We start from the raw sequence: 20,899 nt of genomic DNA, 5'->3' as shown, positions 1-20,899 counted from the left end.
ATCAATATGATCGTCTAACTTGAAAATTATTCGGCTTTTCCCCATGTTAGGATTAAGTTTAAAAATTATTGAGAGGTACGCTTTATGCGCATGGATAAATTAACCAGCAAATTCCAGCAGGCATTGGCCGATGCCCAGAGTCAGGCGCTGGGCAAAGATCATCAGTTCATCGAGCCGGTGCATGTGATGAGCGCCTTGCTGGATCAGGAGGGCGGCAGTATCGGGCCGTTGCTGACTCAGGCGGGCGCCAATGTTAATGCCCTGCGAACCGAAATCCGGCAAGAACTGGAACGCTTGCCCACGGTATCCGGGACTGGGGGAGATGTGCAGCTGTCCAATGAACTGTCCCGGATGTTGAACCTGACCGACAAGATGGCGCAAAAACGCAAAGACGCCTATATTTCCAGCGAATTGTTTTTGCTGGCCGCCTGTGAAACCAGCGGATTTTTGCAGACCTTGTTCAAGCGCCAAGGCATCACCCAAGAACAGTTGGAACAAGCCATCAACAATATTAGAGGGGGACAGGCGGTCGATGACCCGAATGCCGAAGATCAACGGCAGGCCTTGAAAAAATACACGATCAACCTAACCGAACGCGCCGAACAGGGCAAGCTCGACCCGGTGATCGGTCGCGATGACGAAATTCGCCGCACCGTTCAGGTCTTGCAACGCCGCACCAAAAACAATCCGGTGTTGATCGGCGAGCCCGGCGTCGGTAAGACCGCGATCGTCGAGGGACTGGCGCAACGTATCGTCAACGGCGAGGTGCCGGAAGGCATTAAAGGCAAACAATTGTTGGCGCTGGATATGGCCGGTTTGATCGCCGGGGCTAAGTACAGAGGGGAATTCGAAGAGCGTCTGAAGGCGGTGTTAAACGATATTTCCAAGCAGGAAGGTCATATCATCTTATTCATCGATGAGTTGCATACGATGGTCGGCGCCGGCAAAGCGGAAGGGGCGATAGACGCCGGCAATATGCTGAAACCGGCGCTGGCGCGGGGCGAGTTGCATTGCGTCGGGGCTACGACGCTGAACGAATATCGCCAATACATCGAAAAAGATGCGGCGTTGGAACGTCGCTTTCAGAAAGTGTTGGTCGATGAACCCAATGTCGAAGACACCGTCGCGATCTTACGTGGACTGAAAGAGCGCTACGAGGTTCATCACGGCGTCGATATCACCGACCCGGCCATCGTCGCAGCCGCTTCGTTGTCGCATCGTTATATCACCGACCGGCAATTGCCTGACAAAGCCATCGACTTGATCGATGAAGCGGCCAGCCGTATCCGCATGGAAATTGACTCCAAGCCGGAAGCAATGGATAAATTGGAGCGCAAACTGATTCAGTTGAAAATTGAACGGGAAGCGTTAAAGAACGAAACCGATCAGGCTTCTTTGAAGCGATTGGAGTTGCTTGAAGAGGAAATCGCTCATTTGGAAAAGGAGTTCTCCGATCTGGAAGAAATATGGAAGTCGGAGAAGGCCGCGGTGCAGGGCTCGGCGTCGATCAAGGAGAAGTTGGAGCAGGCGCGTCTGGATCTGGAGCAGGCCAGCCGCGCCGGCGATCTGACCCGGATGTCGGAGTTGAAATATTCGACGATTCCGAAGCTGGAGAAGGAACTGGATTTGGCCTCGCAGGCGGAAATGCAAGACATGCGTTTGCTGCGCAACAAGGTCACCGACGAGGAAATCGCCGAAGTCGTCTCGAAATGGACCGGCATCCCGGTGGCCAAGATGATGGAAGGGGAAAAGGACAAGTTATTGCGAATGGAGGAAGAACTGGCGAAACGGGTGGTCGGTCAACAGGAAGCGCTGAAGGCGGTCAGCAATGCGATCCGTCGTTCCCGCGCCGGCTTGGCCGATCCGAACCGGCCTAATGGCTCGTTCATGTTTTTGGGTCCGACCGGGGTCGGTAAGACCGAGCTATGCAAGGCTTTGGCCGAGTTTCTGTTCGACACCGAAGAAGCGATGGTGCGGATCGATATGTCCGAATTCATGGAAAAACATTCGGTCGCCCGTCTGATCGGCGCGCCTCCCGGCTATGTCGGCTACGAAGAAGGCGGTTATCTGACCGAAGCGGTCAGGCGTAAGCCTTATTCGGTGATATTGTTGGACGAGATCGAAAAAGCCCATCCCGATGTGTTCAATGTACTGTTACAAGTGCTGGATGACGGCCGCTTGACTGACGGACATGGCCGAACGGTCGATTTCAGGAACGTGGTCATCGTGATGACCTCGAATCTTGGCTCGGCGCGCATTCAGGAACTGGCAGGCGAGGAACATTATGCGGCGATGAAGGAGGCGGTGATGGAAATCGTCGCGACTCATTTTCGCCCTGAGTTCATCAATAGAGTGGATGACGCCGTGGTCTTCCATCCGTTGGGGCATGAGCAGATTAGGGCGATCGCCAAGGTTCAGATCGATCTGTTGCGCAGCCGCTTGCAAGAGCGCGATATCGAGCTGTCAGTTTCCGAGCAGGCGCTCGATCTGCTGGGCGAGGCCGGTTTCGACCCGGTCTATGGCGCACGGCCGTTGAAAAGAGCCATTCAGCATCAGCTGGAGAATCCGCTCGCCCACGAGATTTTGTCGGGACGTTTTGCCGCCGGCGACGACATCAAGGTGGACGCCGTCGAGGGGCAGCTGACGTTTCACAAATAAGTGAACGACTAGGTCAGCCGTTATCAGGCGGATCAGTAGCGAGAGTCTAGGCGGTTAGCGCATGCTAACCGCCTTTTTTGTGGTAATAAGGCTCAAGTCATGACGTCCGGGCCCGATTTGCCACTGCGTTTTTTTACCTCGCAAAGCTGCTCGGCAATCTCGATCAATGCGGACAGCGCTTGCTGGGCATCCTGGGCATGTTTGTCGGCATCGGGTTCGTATTTTTCCAGGTAGATGCGCAAGGTGGCGCCAACCGTGCCGGTGCCGGACAGGCGGAAGACGATGCGGGAGCCATCGGTAAAGCCGACGCGTATGCCCTGGTTATGGCTGACGCTATGGTCAACGGGGTCGGTATAACTGAATTCGTCGGCGAATTTGACGGTATAGTCGCCAAACGTTTGGTTGGCCAAGCCGTTCAATTGACCGCGCAGATGCTCCATGATGCCGTTGGCGACTGCTGCATCGACCGCTTCGTAGTCATGCCGGCAATAAATGTCGCGGCCGTAATGCTGCCAGTGTTCATGGACGATGTCGGCGACCGATTGACGGCGGCGGGCGATCAGGTTTAACCAAAACAATACCGCCCACAGGCCGTCTTTTTCGCGGACATGATCGGAACCGGTGCCGAAACTTTCTTCGCCGCACAACGTGATCTGACCGTCATCGAGCAGGTTGCCGAAGTATTTCCAGCCGGTCGGCGTTTCGAAGCAAGGCAGTCCTTCGGCCTTGGCGACCCGGTCTACCGCTTGACTGGTCGGCATTGAACGGGCTACGCCGCTGATGCCTTTGCGGTAAGCCGGTATCAGGCCGGCATTGGCCGCCATGATCGCCAGGCTGTCGCTGGGCGTGACAAAGATATTGGCCCCCATGATCATGTTTCGGTCGCCGTCGCCGTCGGAAGCCGCCCCGAAGGTCGGCGCCTGTGGCGAAAACATCAGTTGAGTCAGTTCCTTGGCATGGGCCATGTTGGGGTCGGGATGACCGCCGCCGAAGTCTTCCAACGGCGTGGCGTTGATCACCGAACCGGCCGGCGCGCCCAATATCTCCTCCAGAATGCGTTTCGCATAGGGGCCGGTGATGGCGTGCATGGCGTCGAAGCATAGGTTCAAATAACCGGAGCCTATGCTTTGTTTGAGCAAATCGAAATCGAAAATCTGCGCCATCAACTCGGCGTAATCGGCGACCGGGTCGATAATGTCGATGCTAAGCCCATCAATTTGCTGACGGCCGATGTGATCCAGGTCGATATCGTCGATGCGCGCAAGCCGGTATTCGCCTATGGTCTTACTGTTTTCAAACAAGGCGTCGGTGAATTTCTCCGGCGCCGGCCCGCCGTTGCTGACATTGTATTTGATGCCGAAATCTTCAGTAGGGCCGCCCGGGTTATGACTGGCGGATAACACGATACCGCCAAAAGCTTGATATTTGCGGATGATATGCGAGACGGCAGGTGTCGATAACAGACCGCCCTGGCCGATAATCAGCTCGCCGAAACCATTGGCCGCAGCGATCTTGATGATGGTTTGTATCGCTTGACGGTTGAAATAGCGACCATCCCCGCCTAGCACCAGCGTTGTGCCTTCGATGCCGTTCAGCGAGTTGAATATGGATTGAACGAAATTCTCCAGATAATTTCTTTGTTGGAAGGTCGTTACTTTTTTTCTGAGGCCTGACGTTCCCGGTTTTTGGTCATCATAAGGGCTTGTATCGATGGTTTCTATTTGCATGCTCGATCCTAAATGCGACAATTAACTTTAGCCCGGATATTGGATGAAGGTCGTTTGATTCTTAATGAATTGTCCGGGTTAGCAGTAAAGTACACCAAAATTTTAATAATTTGTAGAGTTTTATGATCAGAAAAGGATTGTTGGCCGGCATTGTTTTATGTTTTTTGTGGCCGCCGCTAGCTATCGCGGAGGATGTGTGGCTTTTAATCGACACTAAAAAGCTGCAGTTGCAGGTTAGACGAGGGGAAAAAACCGTGATGGTCTTTGATAATATCGCTATCGGCCGCAATGGCGCCGGCTTCAAGACCCATAGGGGAGATGACGTGACGCCTCGGGGTCAGTATCGCATCGCCTGGATCAATAATAACAGCGCGTATTATCGGTTTTTCGGTTTCGATTATCCGACCCAATTCAATGCTGTGGAGGGATTGAATTGGGGATTGATCAATCGAGAGACTTATCGCCGCATCATCGCGGCCCATGAGGCCGGAGAGGTGCCGCCACAGAATACCGTGTTGGGCGGACAGATCGGGATTCATGGCCTCGGTAAAGCCGATAAGGCGATACATAAACTAATGAACTGGACGCATGGCTGTATCGCCTTGACTAATGAGCAGATCGATCGTTTAACGCCATGGGTCAAAAAAGGGATACCGGTCAAAGTAAAATAATACTGGAAACCGGACAAAAAACAGGGCAGAATGAAGGCTGTATGCTATGTTATAAATTTCAACTGATAAAAATAAGGAAGATAAAATGATGAAAGCGATAAAATTAGCAGCAGTCGTGGCGGTAGCGGGATTGATGACCGGTTGCGCCAGCACTTCGGACATCGATAATCTGCAATCTCAAATCGATACCTTGAAATCACAAATTTCTTCCGCATCATCCGATGCGGCTAGTGCGCAGGCGGCGGCGGCCGAGGCGGCGGCTAAAGCGGCGGCGGCTGAGGCGGCGGCTAACCGCGCAGCTCAATACGCCCAGGATACGAACAGTAAACTGGATCGTATGTTTAAAAAATCGATGATGAAATAAGCGTTTAGTTTATGCAAAAAAAAGAAGCCCGTTAGCGGAAACGCTGCGGGCTTTTTTTATGATTCGAGGTCGAGCCCGTCAAATACGACGGGACGTTCAAAGATTGCGGTCGGTATGCCATTGCTTTGCTCAAGAGCGTTTCTTAATTTGGCGCCATTGAGTACCGGAAGTTTGCCATTGTTGGCCTGCTCGATTAAATCCAGCGCCGTCTCCAGTCTTTGCCGGTAGTCTTGGTCGGCATCATCCTCCAGGTCGGGATGAACCTCGATGTAGAGGGTCTTCTCGGACCAGCCAACCTTGATGGGTTGGTTGACGATGTACACCGGCGTTCGCACCTTGATTTGCGGATAAAGTTTCTCGATATCCTCGGGATACATGCGAACACAGCCGTGACTGACCCGCATGCCCACGCCATAAGGCTTGTTGGTGCTGTGAATCAGATAACCGGGAATGGCCAGGCGTAAGGCGAACAGTCCCAGCGGATTATCCGGGCCGGACGGGAAAACATCCGGCAGGATTTCACCCTTGGCGGCATGTTCCTCTTTGATCGATTTTGGCGGGATCCAGACTGGATTCTCGGTTTTTGCGCTGATATAGGTCTTACCCAAGGGCGTATTCCAGTCGACCCGGCCGATGCTGATCGGGTGGGTTGTGACCGTGGCGGGCTGATTTTTGCTCGCTGGGCGATAATAATACAGACGGTATTCCGGTAAGTTCAATACCAGGCCTTTATGCGGAGTATCCGGCAGCAGATGACTGGTTGGGATTCTTACCTGGGTGCCGGCGCCGGGCAGCCAACGGTCGACGTTCGGGTTGGCCAGAATGATTTCATTTTGGCCAATATCGTATTCTCTGGCGATATCGAGCAGGGTGTCTTCATGCTTGGCCGTGGCATAGGTCACTTGATGCGGGTAGTCCCCGACTAGGCTATCGCCGGGATTGATCGGCATCTCTAGGGTCACGGCCGGTGCCGACGACACGGCGGCGAGAAGCATGAGGCTAGATAAAATATAACGTCGCCGGGGACTGATGGTCACGCAATGGCTCCTTAGGTCCGGTTTTCGCCGCCAAATAATTCAACGAGGCGCGGCAAGAAGTTAGCCAGTTCCATCGCCATGATGGAAAAGTCGGCATCAAAGCGTTCAATGTCGTTGTCCGCGTCGATATCGGCTACTTGATCTTGAATCAAATCGAGAAATTTCAGGCGTTTGACTGCCAGGTTCTCATCCAGGATGAATGCCAGTCGATCATCCCAGTTTAACGCTAGTTTAATGACCTGTTTGTCGTTGTCCAAGTGATTTTTAATTTCCGGCAAACTCAGGTCATGGCGTTTGCAACGAATGATGCCGCCTTCATCGCTCTGCGCTTTCAATTCACACTCATCCTCGATGCCGATATCGGCTGGGGTATCTTGGTTTAGCAACCAGTCAGTCATGATCGTGGCCGGTTTGTCCACGGTATTCAGCGGCACGACCGGCAGCGAGCCCAGACATTTACGCAAGGCGCTGAGCAAGTCTTCGGCTTTTTTGGCCGACGCGGCATCGACGATTATCCAGCCCCCTTTAGGATCTATATAAGCGAAAGTTTTGCGGGAAAAAGCGAAGGCGCGGGGCAATAACTCGAATATCAATTCATCTTTGATGCGACTGCGTTCTTTTCTGGCGAGTTTGCGTGCTTCCTGTTCTTCAATTTCGCTGACCTTTTCCTGCAGCATTTCATTGATCACGGCCGCGGGAAGGACTTTTTCCTCTTTTTTTGCGCACAACATCAAAAAGCCGTTGCTGGCGTGCACCAATTGTTCAGCGCTTTTCCCCAGCGGCGCAGTCCAGCCAAAACTGCTTTCGTCATGGCTGCCGCAGGGGCGGAAACGATATTGCTCCAGTTTTTGTTCCAGTTTTTCGGTGGACAAGCTGAAGGGTTCGGTAAAACGGTAAACGGCTAGATTCTTAAACCACATGAATGAATTGACTCTGCTAGAAAAAGCTTGGCATTATCGCAAATTTGTAAAAAGGGTTGAATTTATTTTGTTGCCGATGATGAATGATGATTTGACGATTGAAGGTTTTGCACCGATTGCCGACGACAGGGCCGAGGTGTTGATCTTAGGCTCGATGCCCAGTGCCGTATCATTACAAAAACAGCAGTATTACGGCCATCGACGCAACGCATTCTGGCCGATCATGATGGCGCTGTTGTCGGGGGCGTTGGAGGCCGATTATCAACAGCGGAAACGGGTATTGCTGGCCAGCCATGTCGCGGTCTGGGATGTGCTGCGTAGCTGTCGACGCAGTGGCAGCCTGGATGCAGGTATCGATACGGCATCGATGCAAACCAATAACTTTACCGACTTCTATCGCCGCCATCCGGCGATCAAGCAGGTGTTTTTCAATGGCGGATTGGCGGAGCAAGTCTATAAAAAACGGGTATTGCCTCATCTGGGAGCGCCGTTCGCTCATATTAGCTATCGACGTTTGCCTTCCACCAGCCCGGCCCATGCCTCGATGACTTTGCAACAGAAGTGCGAGGCTTGGCGCGTGATTCTCGATTATTTGACATTGTCTTAGCGACTATAACGCAGTTGCCGCGTAGGCCTGGCGGATAGCTATTTAAGTGATTGCTGTTACCGTTCAGACTGAGGCAATCAGCGCCTATAGAGGGTATTAAATGCGCAGATTTGTATACAGATCTTATAAATAACTTTGTGTTAGGTTTTAGCCGGCTATCCTGCTTATACACATGATGCTGGTTTTTCGGCGGTGCTCGTTAAAAAATGCCCGAGTTTCCATGGAACATAGTTGAGTATTTTGTAAATCATTGATATATAATGCTATTTTAGGTTGTGTGGAAAATAGATGATTTGTTCGCTAAGCCGTGGCGACGCTTGCAGAGAGCCGTTTCTGACAGCAAATACACAGAGTTATCCACAGTAATGAAGTGAAACTATTAGGGATGGCGTATGCCTTCCGTCCGCCGCTCTGTTAAAATGATCATTATTACTACATTAGGCGTTAAATATGGAAACGACAGGCTGGGAAAATCTATTACTCGGGGTCTTAGTGTTGTTAGTGATTTTCTGGATGTGGCCGGGCATCAAGGGGTCGCTAGCGATGAGCAAAGAGGCGCCAACCGACTGGTCCGGTTTGTTATTGCCAATTGCCGCGGTCGTGATCTTTGTTATTTTTTTACTCATGATGGTTTGATATGCAAGAAGAATATTACGAGGATGACGAGGCGTTATTCGAATATGCGGAACGTCCTAATAAAACGCAGATAAAAAGAGAAATCGCCGCTATTTCCGCGATGGCGGAGGAGATCTGCGAGTTGACCGAAGCACAAATCGACACCTTGAATTTGCCGGATGAGCTTCAGTTGGCGTTGCTGGAAGCGGCAAAAATGCCCCATAAGGGCGCCAGAAAACGACAGCTTAAATACATCACCGCGCAGCTGCGCAAAATGGATATCGGGGCTTTGCAGGAGAAGTTGGCGCGGCTTAAGAGTCAAAGCGCCCATGCAGTCAGAGAGCATCATCAGGCTGAACGTTGGCGCGATCAGTTATTGGGGGAGAATGGCCATCAGCAATTGACCCAGCTGCTAGACAAGTTTCCTCACGCAGACGGTCAACATCTAAGGCAGTTGATGCGCAATGCCGGCAAAGAGCTAAAAGCCGAGAAAGCTCCTAAATCGGCGAGGCTGTTGTATCGCTATCTGAAGGAGTTGATTGAGAGCGCTAATTGAATAAATCCAGTTGTCGATAAGCTTGCAACGTCGGTTTTTGCAGCGAAGACAAGGTGACTCCCAGTAGGCGAACTTTTTTGACCCCGATATCGGTGTCCTTCAGCAGCTCGGCAAAGATCGGCTCGAGCCCGGAGGCATCGGTGATCGCCGTCGGCAAGGTTCTGCTGCGGGTGATCTGAACAAAGTTCTGATATTTGATCTTGATCGTAACGGTATGCGCCGTCAGCTGTTTGCCGACCAGCTTTTTCAGGGCCTTGTTGAACAGCATCAGTAGCTGCCGCATGATGATGTCTCGGTCTGCTAGGTCGTGCTGAAAAGTCGTTTCCACCCCGACCGATTTGCTGGGGCGGTGATTATTGACTGGCCGTGGGTCTATGCCGCGGGCGATATTGTAATAATGTTGCCCCGATTTTCCGAAATACTGTAATAACAACGCCAGCGGCAGCTTTTTTAAATCATGGCCGGTTTGGATGCCTAAAGCATGCATTTTCTTTTCGGTGGCTTTGCCTATGCCATGAAATTTGCCTATCGGCAGTTGCTCGACAAATGACGGTCCTTGATCTGGAGAAATCAGGTATAGCCCATTCGGTTTATCGATGTCCGAGGCGATTTTGGCCAGAAATTTATTGTAGGAAACTCCGGCCGACGCGGTTAGGCCTGTTTGTTGCTGGATACGTTGTTTGATGTCCATGGCGATCAGCGTCGCCGAACCTTGGCAACGGGAGACGTCGCTGACATCCAGATAGGCTTCATCGAGCGATAGCGGCTCAAACAACTCGGTATAGTCGGCGAAAATGCTGCGGATAATGCTGGAGGCTTCCTTATAGGCTTCGAAACGGGGTTTGATGAAAATAGCTTGCGGACAAAGCCGATAGGCCTGTGACGACGGCATCGCCGAATGGATGCCATATTTTCTGGCTTCATAGCTGCATGTCGCCACGACGCCTCGGGCATCCGGCTTGCCGCCGACGATGATCGGTTTGTTGCGGTATTGTGGGTTATCGCGTTGTTCCACCGCGGCAAAAAAAGCATCCATATCGATGTGAACGATTTTTCGGGGGGAGTTGCTTGCTGTCATGCTTAAGAGTTAACGGTTCACAAATATTGTAATGATAAATGCCGCTATTGAACAAAATTGATAGCATATTAGACCAATGATTATCGGGATTTGGAAGAGGCGACAGGGAGGCGCTGTATTGTTTGAGTGGTGGCAGAGTAGATAATGAACAATAAATTGATGGCGCTGATTATTCGAGGCAAATTATTGTTGATATGTTGTCTGTTGATATCCACGCAAACTTTAGCTTTGTCTAGGCCGAAGATTCAACAGGCTAGATTGGCCTTGGATGAGGCGGTGCAGGTCGTGTTAGCCGGTACGGGACATCCCTATTTGTCTAGACCCGATTTCAATATATTGCGACAGCCCTTGAAAGAGCTTTATTTTTTGGCTCCCTATTCCTTGTTATGGCTCAAAGCCGATGACTTTGAGGGGCATGTGCCTGAAGTATTGAAGTTGCTAGAAACAGCGCCGGAGAGCGGCTTAAGGATGGCGGATTACGATGTCGACAGGCTGAAAAAAGAATGGTTGGCATTACGCGGGCAAAAGGTCGTTAACGCCGATGACTTGGCGTTGTTTGACACCGCGCTTAGCATTGCGACCATGCGTTACCTGGACGACCTGCAGCGGGGTCGTATTGGCGAGCAGAGCATTCGGTTCGGGTTTAAGCCGAGCAGCGATGTTGAAACGCTGGTTTCCTTGCTTATCAAAGCCGTACAGAGTCGACAAATCCATCAATTGGCGGAGTGGATCGAGCCCGATTACAAAAACTACCGTCAACTGAAGAAGGCGTTGGCGCGCTATCGTGCGCTGGCCCGTCAATATCGTTTTCCCACCCTGTTGTTTCAAGGTTCTTTGCGGGAGGGCGATCGCGACCCTCAGCTGCCGCTGTTAAGGCGTAAATTGGCTGTATTAGGACTGTTGGGCGAGGAAGTGCATGAGGACTCGCAGGGCGAAAGCTACGATCGACGATTGCTGATGGCGGTCAAACATTTTCAGCGTCTGCACGGTTTGACTGACGATGGCGTTATTGGCGCAAAAACCCTAGCGGCGTTGAATACGCCATTGATTGAGCGGGTGCGGCAAATAGAATTGGCCTTGGAAAGGATGCGTTGGCTGCCAAGATTGAACAAGGAGCAGGCGCTGATTTTGGTGAATATTCCCGCCTTTCGCTTATGCGCTTACCGACCTGGCAATGTGTTGGACCATTGTGATTTATCGATGAAGGTCGTGGTTGGCATCGCCAGTAAAAATCAAACGCCAGTATTCATGGCTGATCTGCTCTATCTAGAGTTCAGACCTTATTGGAATGTGCCCAAAAACATTACCGCCAAAGAAATTTTGCCTAAGGTGCGGGAAAACCCCGATTATCTGCTGAAACAGAATATGGAGTTAGTGCAATATTTCGGTAAGCATGCCCAGCCGCAGGCATTCAGTCAAGCCAGCTTGACTTTATTGGAGGACGGTAAGCTGAAAGTTCGTCAGCGTCCGGGGCCGAAAAATGCATTGGGCTTGATTAAGTTTATTTTTCCCAATCGCTATTCGGTGTATTTGCACGATACGCCGGCGAAAAAACTATTCACTTACCAGCGCCGCGACTTCAGCCATGGTTGTATCCGGGTAGAACAGCCTAAGGCGCTTGCCGAGTTTGTGTTGGGTTCGCATCAAGAGTGGCAAGCCAAACATATTGGGGCGGCGATGCTAAATGACGAAAGCCAGCGGGTGATCGTCAACGACTCGATTGCCGTGCTGGTTTTTTATAGTACTGCCCAGGTTATTGGCGATGAGGTGTATTTTTTTGACGATATCTACGGTTACGATCAACAGTTGATCCTAGCGCTTCGTGATTAACAGGGAAGCCGGTCGATTACCAGGAGCGTACGCGGCCGGTATCGATATGGACAAAATTGGAGGTGGGGTAATAGCCGACGCCGCCTCTGCGCATCGTCATCGCAACTCTTCTGATTGTGGCTGAATCTACGCCTTCCATGCGGATGTCGATGGCCTTGCCCCGCATGTGCAGGCTCTTGGTAGCGACACCGCTGGTGGCCTTTTGTAGTTTTGCATTGGTGGTCGGAGAGCGGTAGCCGGAAATTACCTGGAATGGTCTGTGGCTCCCCAGTCGCGTTTGCATGTCAAATAACAGGTCGAACAGCGCCGGGTCCATTGCAAACATTTCGCCGGATCGGTGGTCGCGGAGCAGGTGGTTGATTTCTTGCAAGGCCTCATCGATATAGTGGCCTTGCTCGAAATAAGTCAACGTCAATTTTTCGCCGGTATGCAGATTATCGAAGGCTAGGCGTCTAACCTGGCGCGGTTTTTCGACCGCGGCCGTCGCGAGACTGGGGAGAGCCAGTGCGGCGGTGGTGCAAGATAATTGCTGTAGAAAGCGGCGGCGGGATGAGTTGATGTTATAGTCCATAAATGAAGCAGCCTGATTGTCGTCTGTGAAATAATACTAGCAAAACGCTTACATTCTACTGTGAACTAGCTTAAATTTTTATTAAGGCGGGGTGGCTAACGGGGCAATCGCGCTATTCGCCCATTACCTAGTACTCAGTCATGTTATATATGATGGGGCTCGGTAGGCATCAACAATTCCCGGTTTGAGCATTTTTGAACGCCAAACTGATGACATGGGAATTGCTGCGGTAGATGCGAATTCATTCGCATTGCGCGGCTAAATGCACCTACATTCACAATTACCGACAGAATAAGATTGACCATGTACTAGAGTGGCATTGTTTTTAACAGGGGTTGGGTGAAACATGGCGCACCCATTAAAAACACCCCCTATGAGTCAGGATCCCCCTAAAAACTGGAAAACTTCAGTAAAAGTAGCCTGTCCCCTTTTTCATCAAACTGATGACATGGGAATTGCTGCGGTAGATGCGAATTCATTCGCATTGCGCGGCTAAATGCACCTACATTTACAATTACCGACAGAATAAAATTGACTATGTACTAGAGCGGCATTGTTTTTAACAGGGGTTGGGTGAAACATGGCGCACCCATTAAAAAAACCCTATGAGTCAGGATCCCCCTAAAAACTGGAAAACTTCAGTAAAAGTAGCCTGTCCCCTTTTTCCTGCAGTAAAAGTAGCCTGTCCCCTTTTTCAGTGCCAAGTTATTCCTTTTTTTTATCAAGACTGGGGCGTTCAAACTCTTCGGTCAAACTCCAGTCGGAAAAAGGGAAGGGTAGTTGATCGGTATTGAAGGTCAGGAACATTAGGATATGATACAAATAGGTCGATAAATCGCTGCCGAAGCCGAGGATGTTTTTGTTGCACTTGCCTGTCAGCAAGGTCGATGCAACCTGCAATAAGATGACAGCCCAAAGCAGGATTCTGACCAGGCCAACGATGACCGTATAAATCAGCATGAAGAAGATGCGTTTCCAGGTGCTGTGTTTTTTCAGGTTTTCGTTGATTTCTTCCTGCATATTATTAACCTCTGTTCATGATGTCGCGCAAGTCCAGCGCGGAAGCATTGGCGCGGGCGATGTAGTTGGCCATCGCCAATGAATAGTTGGCGAACAGACCGAAACCGCCGCCGTTCAGAATCATTGGACTTAGCACGGGGGTTAAGGCTTGTTCCATCGAATGGATCATGATGTCCACCGTGTTCATTGCGCGTTTATCGAGTAGAATATCGGCGAAATCATGTTTGACCGCCTTCAGGATATGTAATAACGCCCAGCACGCGCCGCGAGCCTCATAAAATACATCATCGATTTCCAGCCAAGGGGTCTTGCCCAGTGTGCTGGTCATCAGATCTTCCGGGTCGGTTGGAGGGCCGTGCGCGGCGCCGGAAAATTCGTCGGTGCTGGCGCCAAGGCGGGTGGATAAGCCGCCCAGGCGCTTAATGACGATTTCAACGTATTGCCACAGGTTGTCGGCGCGGGAATAAAACTGCGCGGGGTTTTTAGCGTTAGGGTCCTGCAGTCTCAGCATGTAATCGTGCAAAGACTCGATGCCTTTTTCGTATTCGGATTCGGTTGATGGCAGCGCCCAGGAATTGCGCTCGTAATAGAAGTAAGGTTCGGCTTTGGCGAGGTCCTTGTCTTCGGCAGACTGGGATTGATCCCGGGAAAAATGGTTGCGCAAGGCCGTGGTGGCGTCCCGTAGCATGATCAAGGCGCCGTGTTCCCAATTTTGGATGTTATCGATTAATACCCCGGGCGGCGCGACGTCATTGGATATATAGCCGCCGGGTTTATACATTAACACTTCAGCGATATGAGCCAGGGTGTTGGCATACACATAGCCGACCGGCATCTGGTCGGTATGAGTGACTTCCATGCGTTTTATCGCCTCTTCCTGAACATTGAACGGGCCAGGCTCACTTCCCCACCATTCCCCCAGAATGATAAGTATAAGAGCAACAATACCTAAAAAACTGCCAAAGCCCCATAGTATGCCTTTCGACTTTGCGTCCTCATGAGCTGATGTACTGTCTGACATTTTTAGTTAATCCCGCGCTGGAAGTGGATGAGCAAAAAGAAAAAAGTATTAAGTTTTTTCTAAGAAAATTACCGTTATGGTAGCATGTTTTTAAATTGTTCCGCCATATGAAAACATTAGCGTGCAGGGCAGTCGCGCTATCTCGCCCTCGACAGGTGAAGCCGTCGCTCTGATTTACGTGACAGGCCATCACAATCACCGGCAACATGGCGCGATTGCCCGGCGTTAGCGCACTTTCTTGCGCGCGCGCGGATGAGCTTGATCATAAATCTCGGCTAAATGTTGAAAATCGAGATGGGTGTATATTTGCGTGGTGCTGAGATTGCTGTGTCCCAATAGCTCCTGTACAGCCCTGATATCTTGGCTGGCCTCCAGCAGGTGGCTGGCGAAGGAATGCCTCAGCATATGCGGGTGGACATGTTCCGGGAGACCTATTTTTCGACACCAGCGTTCCAGCCTCAGTTGTATGCTGCGTTGACCTAGCCGCGTTCCCCGCTTGGACAGGAACAGCGCCGGGTCGGCGCTTTCCGGACGGTGGCGCCGCCATTTTTCGATGGCGTGTATGGCTTTGTCGCCGATCGGTAGGTCGCGTTGTTTGCCGCCTTTGCCGTGTTGCACCCGTAACGTCTTATTCGTTAAGGAGAGGTCGCTTAGATTCAAAGCCGCTAATTCGCTGAGACGCAGGCCGGAGGAATAGAATAGTTCGAAAATGGCTAGATCGCGTATTTCCAGCATCGAATCGGCGGGAGTATCGAGCAGGCCGCTGACCTGGTCGACATCCAATGTCTTAGGCAGTGTCCGAGATTGCTTGGGAGCCTGGATATGTTTGGCCGGGTTTTGCGACGCCAGTTTCTTTTTCAACAAATAGTTGAAAAAGCTGCGCATCGATGACAGTTCTCGTTGTAAGGTACGGCTGCCGATGCCATGACGATGGCGGGCGGCGACATGTTGACGGATGTCGTTGGCTTGCAGATCCCCCCATTGCGTCAGTTGTTGGTCGTCACAGAATGCCTGCAAGCGCAGCAAATCGCGTCGATAACTGCTGACGGTATGTTGAGAGGCGCGTTTTTCAACCTGTAAAGACTGCAGGAACGATTGCAATGCGGAGTTGGCGTCTGCATCCATGATCTTCAGTCGAGTATGGAGATTAACCGGGTGCCGACGATTTCGCTCATTTGGGTCAGGAACAGATGCCCCATGCTGTAGTGAAAGCGAGTGTCGTCACGGCTGCCGATTGCCAGCAAGCCTTCCAGTTCGGTGAAGGCCATCGGAATGATCGCGCAGGATTTGACTTCCATTGCCGCATCGGCGAATAAAAAGCGCGCCTGCGCCAATGTCAGGCGACCGCACTTTGGCTGATTGTTGGCCAGTTCCTGGCTGAAATGTTTCAGATTGTCGTCGTCGGCGGCGACAAAGAGGGGATTGTCATCGCTATGTTCGCGTATGACCTTGACCGAGACAAAGTCGGTTAGGAAACAGTCCGACAACACCTGTTTCAGATTGCTCATCACTTGGTCCAGCGTTTTTGCTTCCAGCATCGATAGCGTCAGTTCGTGCATGCGATTGAAGGCCGTGTCGTTTTCCCGAGCAATTTCAATCAGCGCATTGAGCTGGTTTTCCAAGTCCTGGTGTTTGCTGCGAAAAATTTCCAATTGCTTGGAGATCAATGACACAGCCTCCCCGCTGGGGTGGGGAATGCTCAAGTCCTCCAGTAGGCCTAGATGGTCGTGAAAAAACTCCGGATGTTGTTGCAAATAAGCTTCTACCTGATCGGCGCTTAATGGCGCTTGTGCGTCTGTCATAGTTCAATTTTTCCTTCGAATACCGAGACTGCGGGACCGGTCATCAGTACCGGATGGCCACGGCCTGACCAGTGGATTTTCAAAGCTCCACCCGGTAGCTCGACGCTGACATCGTGATCCAGCAGGTTTTGTTCTATGCCTATCACCACCGCGGCGCAGGCTCCGCTGCCGCAGGCCATAGTTTCCGCGGCCCCGCGTTCATAGACGCGGAGCTTGATATGCTGTCTGTCGATAATTTGCATAAACCCAATATTAGCTCGTTCTGGAAAAAATGCATGATTTTCCAAGGCGGCGCCTAGTTCGGCGACCGGAGCGGTGCGTACGTCATTGACTTGCAATACCGCATGCGGATTGCCCATCGACACGGCGCCGAAGGCTTTTTCGTTGTCGTTGACTTCGACGCTGTAAAAGCGCGACTCCTCGGTTGCGCGTAGGGGAATTTGGGCGGGGGCGTGACGGGGTATGCCCATGTTGACGGTCACCAGACCCTGTTCGTCTAGTCGAAGCACTAATTGTCCGGCATCGGTGTCAACGGTAATGTCCTGTTTGGCGGTCAGTTTTTTGTCATGCACGAAACGGGCAAAACATCGGGCGCCGTTGCCGCACTGAGCGACTTCGCTGCCGTCGGCATTGAAAATGCGATACTTGAAGTCGGCATTGGCGCTGACCGGTTTTTCCACCAGTAACAGCTGATCGAAGCCGATGCCGAAATGGCGGTCGGACATGAAACGGATATGATCAGGTGTTAAGGCTATCTGTTGACTGATGGCGTCGATGACGACGAAATCATTTCCGAGGCCGTGCATTTTAGTGAAGTGGATCATAAGATAGCTATCAATTTGAATTATGGCAGTAGGTGTTCACCGGCCCAAAGTTGTTGTATCGACTCGCGTTCGCGGATTAGATGTGTTTGTGCGCCGTCGACCATGACCTCGGCGGCGCGCGGCCGAGAATTGTAGTTGGAGCTCATCGTGAAGCCGTAGGCGCCGGATGAGCGAACGGCCAGCAGGTCGTTCTGACTTAATGACAGACTGCGATTCTTGCCGAGAAAGTCACCGGTTTCGCAGACCGGACCGACGATGTCCCAGTTCGTAGGTTCGACGGCAGAGTCTTGCCGTACTGGAATGATATTCTGCCAGGCGCTATATAACGAGGGGCGCACGAGGTCGTTCATCGCGGCATCGACGATGGCGAAATTTTTTTCCTCGGTCGGTTTCAGATATTCCACCCGAGTCACCAGAATTCCTGCATTGCCGGCGATGGCGCGGCCCGGTTCCAACAGTATGTCGATGTTGCGTTCCGCCAGCTTTTCCAGGACCGCAGAGACATACTCGTCCGGTTGCGGCGGTTGCTCATCCTTATAACAAATACCCAGGCCGCCGCCTAGGTCGAGGTGATGCAGGTTGATGCCTTCAGCATGGAGTTCGTCAACCACGGCCAGCACTCTGTCCAAAGCATCCAGGAACGGTCGGGTTTCGGTGAGTTGAGAGCCGATGTGGCAGTCGATGCCGGCGATTTCAATATGGTCCATTTTTGCGGCGCGACGATATTCCTGCAGCGCCTGTTGAATGCCGATGCCGAATTTGTTTTCTTTCAGACCGGTGGAGATATAGGGATGGGTCTTGGCGTCGACATCGGGATTGACCCGGAATGAGACCGGCGCGATCACGCCTAGGCTGGCTGCCAGGGCATTGATGCGGTCCAGTTCGCCGCTGACCTCGATATTGAAGCAACGGATGCCGGCTTTTAGCGCCGCCAGAATTTCATCTTCCCGTTTGCCGACGCCGGAGAACACGATCTTATCGGCGCTGCCGCCGGCGGCCAGCACTCGCTCCATCTCTCCTAAGGAAACGATATCGAAGCCGGAGCCGAGGCGGGCTAGGATATTGAGAATGGCGATGTTGGAATTGGCCTTGACCGCGTAGCAAATCAGGTGGGGATGGTCGGCAAAGGCTTGATCGAAAGCCTGCCAGTGCCGCTCCAGCGTGGCGCGGGAATAGATATAGCAGGGCGTGCCGTATTGGCCGGCGATATCGGCAACGGCGACGTCCTCGGCGAATAACTGCTGGTCGCGATAATTAAAATAATCCATTGCTATTGGTCTTCTTCGTCAGGTACATAAATGGGCGGCTCTTCATCGGGCAGATAAAGCGGGCCGGTTTGTCCGCAGGCCTGCAGCAGCAGGCTCAGCATCAAGAGAGGCATAACAGTTTTCAGGTTCATAAGCCTTCGCCGTATAGAGTGCTTGGCAGCCAGGTCGCCAGTTGAGGCCAGAACGCCAGGATGGCAAGCATCAGCAACTGAATGAAAATAAACGGCATGACGCCTTTATAAATCTGGCCGCTGCTGATTTCCGCCGGGGCCACGCCGCGCAGATAGAACAGGGCGAAGCCGAAGGGCGGGGTTAAAAAAGAGGTCTGTAGGTTGATCGCGATCATGATTCCCAGCCAGACAGGATCCAGTCCCATCGCCAACAGCACCGGGCCGACGATGGGCACGATGACAAAGGTGATTTCGATAAAGTCCAGCACAAAACCCAGCAGAAACATCACCAACATGACGCTGAACATCGCGCCGAACTGGCCGCCGGGCAAGTCGGATAATATGTCGATAATCAGTTCTTCGCCTTCAAAGCCTCGAAACACCAAAGAAAACAGCGCGGCGCCGATCAAGATCATGAACACCATGCTGGTTACTCGCGTCGTGTTCTGCATCACATCCAGCAGTTTTTCCAGCGATAATTGTTGCTTGGCCAACGCCAGGATGAGAGCGCCGGTCGCTCCCACCGACGCCGCTTCGGTCGGGGTCGCCAAACCGCCCATGATCGAGCCCAATACTGAGAAAATCAGCAGCAACGGCGCGGCGAGGCTTTTCGTTACGCGCAGATAAAAACCTTGCTCTCTGGTTTTTTGCTCAGGCGCCGGCATCGTCGTCGGCGATAGCCAGGCGGTGATGGTGATATAAAGCAAATAAAGCGCCACCAAACCCAGACCGGGCAGCAGGGCGCCGGCGAACAGATCCCCAACCGAGACCGTTTCAGGGGCGAAAATGCCCATTTCCAATTGCGCCTGTTGATAAGCGGTGGAAATGACGTCGCCGAGTAACACCAGTACGATCGACGGTGGAATGATTTGCCCCAGCGTTCCGGAAGCGCAAATTGTGCCGCAGGCGATCGCCGGATTGTATTGGTTGCGCAGCATCGTCGGCAGGGATAGCAACCCCATCGTGACAACGGTCGCGCCGACGATGCCGGTGCTGGCCGCCATCAGCATGCCGACCAGGGTGACCGCGATGCCCAGTCCGCCGCGCAGCGAGCCGAACAATTCCACCATCGTCTCCAACAAGTCCTCGGCGATGCGCGCACGCTCGAGCATCACGCCCATGAATACAAACAGCGGCACCGCGATCAGCGTCTGGTTGTTCATGATGCCGAACAGACGGTTGGGCAGGGCCTGCAAAAAGGCGACATCGAATAACTCGAACTGTACGCCGATGCCAGCGAATAACAAGGCCGTGCCGCTGAGCGCGAAAGCGACCGGAAAGCCCGATAACAACACGATGAACACCGCCGCGAACATCCATAGCGCCATGCCGTTGTCCATTATTGCGTCTCCTCTTGATAGCCGATTGCTGTCAGCAAATTGCGCAGAAACAGCGCAAAACCCTGTAGTATCAGCAAAAAGGCCATGACGATGATGCTGCTTTTCAATAGATATAAACCGGGCAGACCTCCCGAGTTGCGTGATCCTTCCTGAATATGCCAGGAGTCCGCGACATAGTCCCAGCTGCTCCAGATGATGAAGACGCTGACAGGCAGTAGCAGCAGCAGGGCGCCCAGGCAGTCTACCCAGGCTTTGGTTTTGACGCTGCAACGCTGGTAAAAAATATCGACTCGGACGTGACCATCATGTTTCAGTGTGTAGCCGGCGCCGAGCATGAAAACCAGCGCATGCATGTAGGCAACCGATTCCTGCACGGCGATCCAGCCAATATCGAAGGTATAGCGTAGGATGACGATGGCGAAGGTCGTCAGAACCATGGCCAGGGTCAACCAAGCGACACTTTTTCCGGTCCATTCGTTGATTTGTTCGATCAGATAGATGAGGCGTTTGCTAATAGCTAGACTGCTGCTCATAGGTTATTCGGGCGGATAAATTAAGCAATTTTACCTGAAAACCGGATTAAGCAGAATTTTCCTGTATCGTATCGCCGTTTTCATCGTCTGTCTCATTCGTCAATGGTTGTTTTTTCGCGGGAGCTATATTGCGATCCAGCAAGAGGATCGGAATCATCAACAACAACATTACGGCGACTGCATGAAACCCCGGATTGATGATGTAAGCCAGCCACCAGGCCGCCAGGCTGCCCCAGGCCGTACGTATTGGTTTGGGCGGTGTTATTAGTTGCATAAATGTCGCTAAG

Annotated in this window: 22 protein-coding genes; 7 read left to right on the top strand and 15 right to left on the bottom strand. The window is 52.1% G+C overall.

The annotated features are described in order from the left end of the window. The first annotated feature begins 84 nt into the window (after window positions 1-84). Window positions 85-2,658: an ATP-dependent chaperone ClpB gene (gene clpB / locus Q9L42_RS02115; protein ID WP_305910078.1), complete on the top strand. Its 2,574-nt coding sequence runs from the start codon at window positions 85-87 to the stop codon at window positions 2,656-2,658. A gap of 92 nt (window positions 2,659-2,750) precedes the next feature. Here clpB and Q9L42_RS02110 read toward each other — a convergent pair whose 3' ends face one another. Then, window positions 2,751-4,385, bottom strand: coding sequence for an alpha-D-glucose phosphate-specific phosphoglucomutase (locus Q9L42_RS02110; RefSeq protein WP_349431808.1), 1,635 nt, complete (start codon window positions 4,383-4,385; stop codon window positions 2,751-2,753). 122 nt (window positions 4,386-4,507) lie between these two features. Here Q9L42_RS02110 and Q9L42_RS02105 point away from each other — a divergent pair, with 122 nt between their 5' ends. Both Q9L42_RS02105 and Q9L42_RS02100 read left to right on the top strand, forming a co-directional pair. Then, window positions 4,508-5,056, top strand: coding sequence for a L,D-transpeptidase family protein (locus Q9L42_RS02105; protein ID WP_305910079.1), 549 nt, complete (start codon window positions 4,508-4,510; stop codon window positions 5,054-5,056). Between the two features lie 85 nt (window positions 5,057-5,141). Next, window positions 5,142-5,420 (top strand): Lpp/OprI family alanine-zipper lipoprotein, encoded by a 279-nt coding sequence (locus Q9L42_RS02100; RefSeq protein WP_305910080.1) that lies wholly within the window; start codon window positions 5,142-5,144, stop codon window positions 5,418-5,420. Between the two features lie 56 nt (window positions 5,421-5,476). Here the strand turns inward: Q9L42_RS02100 and Q9L42_RS02095 are convergent, their stop codons facing one another. Together Q9L42_RS02095 and rdgC are read right to left on the bottom strand one after the other, a co-directional pair. Further along, window positions 5,477-6,457, bottom strand: a complete 981-nt coding sequence (locus tag Q9L42_RS02095; RefSeq protein WP_349431807.1) for a L,D-transpeptidase family protein — start codon at window positions 6,455-6,457, stop codon at window positions 5,477-5,479. Between the two features lie 11 nt (window positions 6,458-6,468). Then, window positions 6,469-7,377, bottom strand: coding sequence for a recombination-associated protein RdgC (gene rdgC / locus Q9L42_RS02090; RefSeq protein ID WP_305910082.1), 909 nt, complete (start codon window positions 7,375-7,377; stop codon window positions 6,469-6,471). Here rdgC and Q9L42_RS02085 point away from each other — a divergent pair. From Q9L42_RS02085 to yjgA, 3 genes are all read left to right on the top strand, one after another. Then, window positions 7,376-7,984, top strand: coding sequence for a DNA-deoxyinosine glycosylase (locus Q9L42_RS02085; RefSeq protein ID WP_305910083.1), 609 nt, complete (start codon window positions 7,376-7,378; stop codon window positions 7,982-7,984). The two genes, rdgC and Q9L42_RS02085, sit on opposite strands and share 2 nt — an antisense overlap. A 450-nt stretch (window positions 7,985-8,434) precedes the next feature. After that, window positions 8,435-8,620, top strand: a complete 186-nt coding sequence (locus tag Q9L42_RS02080; RefSeq protein WP_305910084.1) for a hypothetical protein — start codon at window positions 8,435-8,437, stop codon at window positions 8,618-8,620. Between the two features lies 1 nt (window position 8,621). Beyond that, entirely contained in the window at window positions 8,622-9,155 is a 534-nt protein-coding gene (gene yjgA / locus Q9L42_RS02075; protein ID WP_305910085.1) for a ribosome biogenesis factor YjgA, read from the top strand. Here the strand turns inward: yjgA and dinB are convergent. Further along, the gene (dinB, locus tag Q9L42_RS02070) at window positions 9,148-10,233 is read right to left on the bottom strand and encodes a DNA polymerase IV (protein WP_349431806.1); all 1,086 of its coding nucleotides are present in this window, start codon (window positions 10,231-10,233) and stop codon (window positions 9,148-9,150) included. The two genes, yjgA and dinB, sit on opposite strands and share 8 nt — an antisense overlap. A 144-nt stretch (window positions 10,234-10,377) precedes the next feature. Here dinB and Q9L42_RS02065 point away from each other — a divergent pair, with 144 nt between their 5' ends. Then, window positions 10,378-12,063, top strand: coding sequence for a L,D-transpeptidase family protein (locus tag Q9L42_RS02065; protein WP_305910086.1), 1,686 nt, complete (start codon window positions 10,378-10,380; stop codon window positions 12,061-12,063). 16 nt (window positions 12,064-12,079) lie between these two features. Here the strand turns inward: Q9L42_RS02065 and Q9L42_RS02060 are convergent, their stop codons facing one another. The 11 genes from Q9L42_RS02060 to Q9L42_RS02010 form a co-directional block, all read right to left on the bottom strand. Next, entirely contained in the window at window positions 12,080-12,634 is a 555-nt protein-coding gene (locus tag Q9L42_RS02060) for a DUF882 domain-containing protein (protein WP_305910087.1), read from the bottom strand. 705 nt (window positions 12,635-13,339) lie between these two features. Then, entirely contained in the window at window positions 13,340-13,654 is a 315-nt protein-coding gene (locus Q9L42_RS02055; RefSeq protein ID WP_349431805.1) for a DUF4389 domain-containing protein, read from the bottom strand. 4 nt (window positions 13,655-13,658) lie between these two features. Beyond that, entirely contained in the window at window positions 13,659-14,675 is a 1,017-nt protein-coding gene (locus Q9L42_RS02050) for a DUF2333 family protein (protein WP_305910088.1), read from the bottom strand. A gap of 225 nt (window positions 14,676-14,900) precedes the next feature. Then, window positions 14,901-15,800 carry a tyrosine recombinase XerC gene (xerC, locus tag Q9L42_RS02045; protein WP_305910089.1) on the bottom strand — a complete coding sequence of 300 codons (900 nt, stop codon included), beginning with the start codon at window positions 15,798-15,800 and terminating at the stop codon, window positions 14,901-14,903. A 5-nt stretch (window positions 15,801-15,805) separates the two neighbouring features. Continuing rightward, window positions 15,806-16,477, bottom strand: coding sequence for a DUF484 family protein (locus Q9L42_RS02040; protein ID WP_305910090.1), 672 nt, complete (start codon window positions 16,475-16,477; stop codon window positions 15,806-15,808). Next, entirely contained in the window at window positions 16,474-17,301 is an 828-nt protein-coding gene (gene dapF / locus Q9L42_RS02035; protein ID WP_349431804.1) for a diaminopimelate epimerase, read from the bottom strand. The genes Q9L42_RS02040 and dapF overlap by 4 nt, the downstream gene beginning before the upstream one ends. A gap of 20 nt (window positions 17,302-17,321) precedes the next feature. Beyond that, window positions 17,322-18,569 carry a diaminopimelate decarboxylase gene (gene lysA, locus Q9L42_RS02030; protein ID WP_349431803.1) on the bottom strand — a complete coding sequence of 416 codons (1,248 nt, stop codon included), beginning with the start codon at window positions 18,567-18,569 and terminating at the stop codon, window positions 17,322-17,324. Window positions 18,570-18,571: 2 nt separating this feature from the next. Next, window positions 18,572-18,682: an LPS translocon maturation chaperone LptM gene (gene lptM, locus Q9L42_RS02025; protein WP_349431802.1), complete on the bottom strand. Its 111-nt coding sequence runs from the start codon at window positions 18,680-18,682 to the stop codon at window positions 18,572-18,574. Window positions 18,683-18,696: 14 nt separating this feature from the next. Beyond that, window positions 18,697-20,079: a TRAP transporter large permease gene (locus tag Q9L42_RS02020; RefSeq protein WP_305910092.1), complete on the bottom strand. Its 1,383-nt coding sequence runs from the start codon at window positions 20,077-20,079 to the stop codon at window positions 18,697-18,699. Beyond that, a complete protein-coding gene (locus Q9L42_RS02015; RefSeq protein ID WP_305910093.1) occupies window positions 20,079-20,612 on the bottom strand; it encodes a TRAP transporter small permease subunit in 534 nt (177 codons plus the stop codon). Before Q9L42_RS02015 ends, Q9L42_RS02020 begins: the two co-directional genes overlap by 1 nt. Before the next feature lie 46 nt (window positions 20,613-20,658). Beyond that, on the bottom strand, window positions 20,659-20,886 hold the full coding sequence (locus Q9L42_RS02010) for a hypothetical protein (protein ID WP_305910094.1): 228 nt from the start codon (window positions 20,884-20,886) through the stop codon (window positions 20,659-20,661). Window positions 20,887-20,899 lie beyond the last annotated feature (13 nt).

The sequence above is a fragment of the Methylomarinum sp. Ch1-1 genome, assembly GCF_030717995.2.
Taxonomy (GTDB): domain Bacteria; phylum Pseudomonadota; class Gammaproteobacteria; order Methylococcales; family Methylomonadaceae; genus Methylomarinum; species Methylomarinum roseum.
Note: the sequence above shows the minus strand (reverse complement) of the source record. Positions and strands in the feature narration are given on the sequence as shown.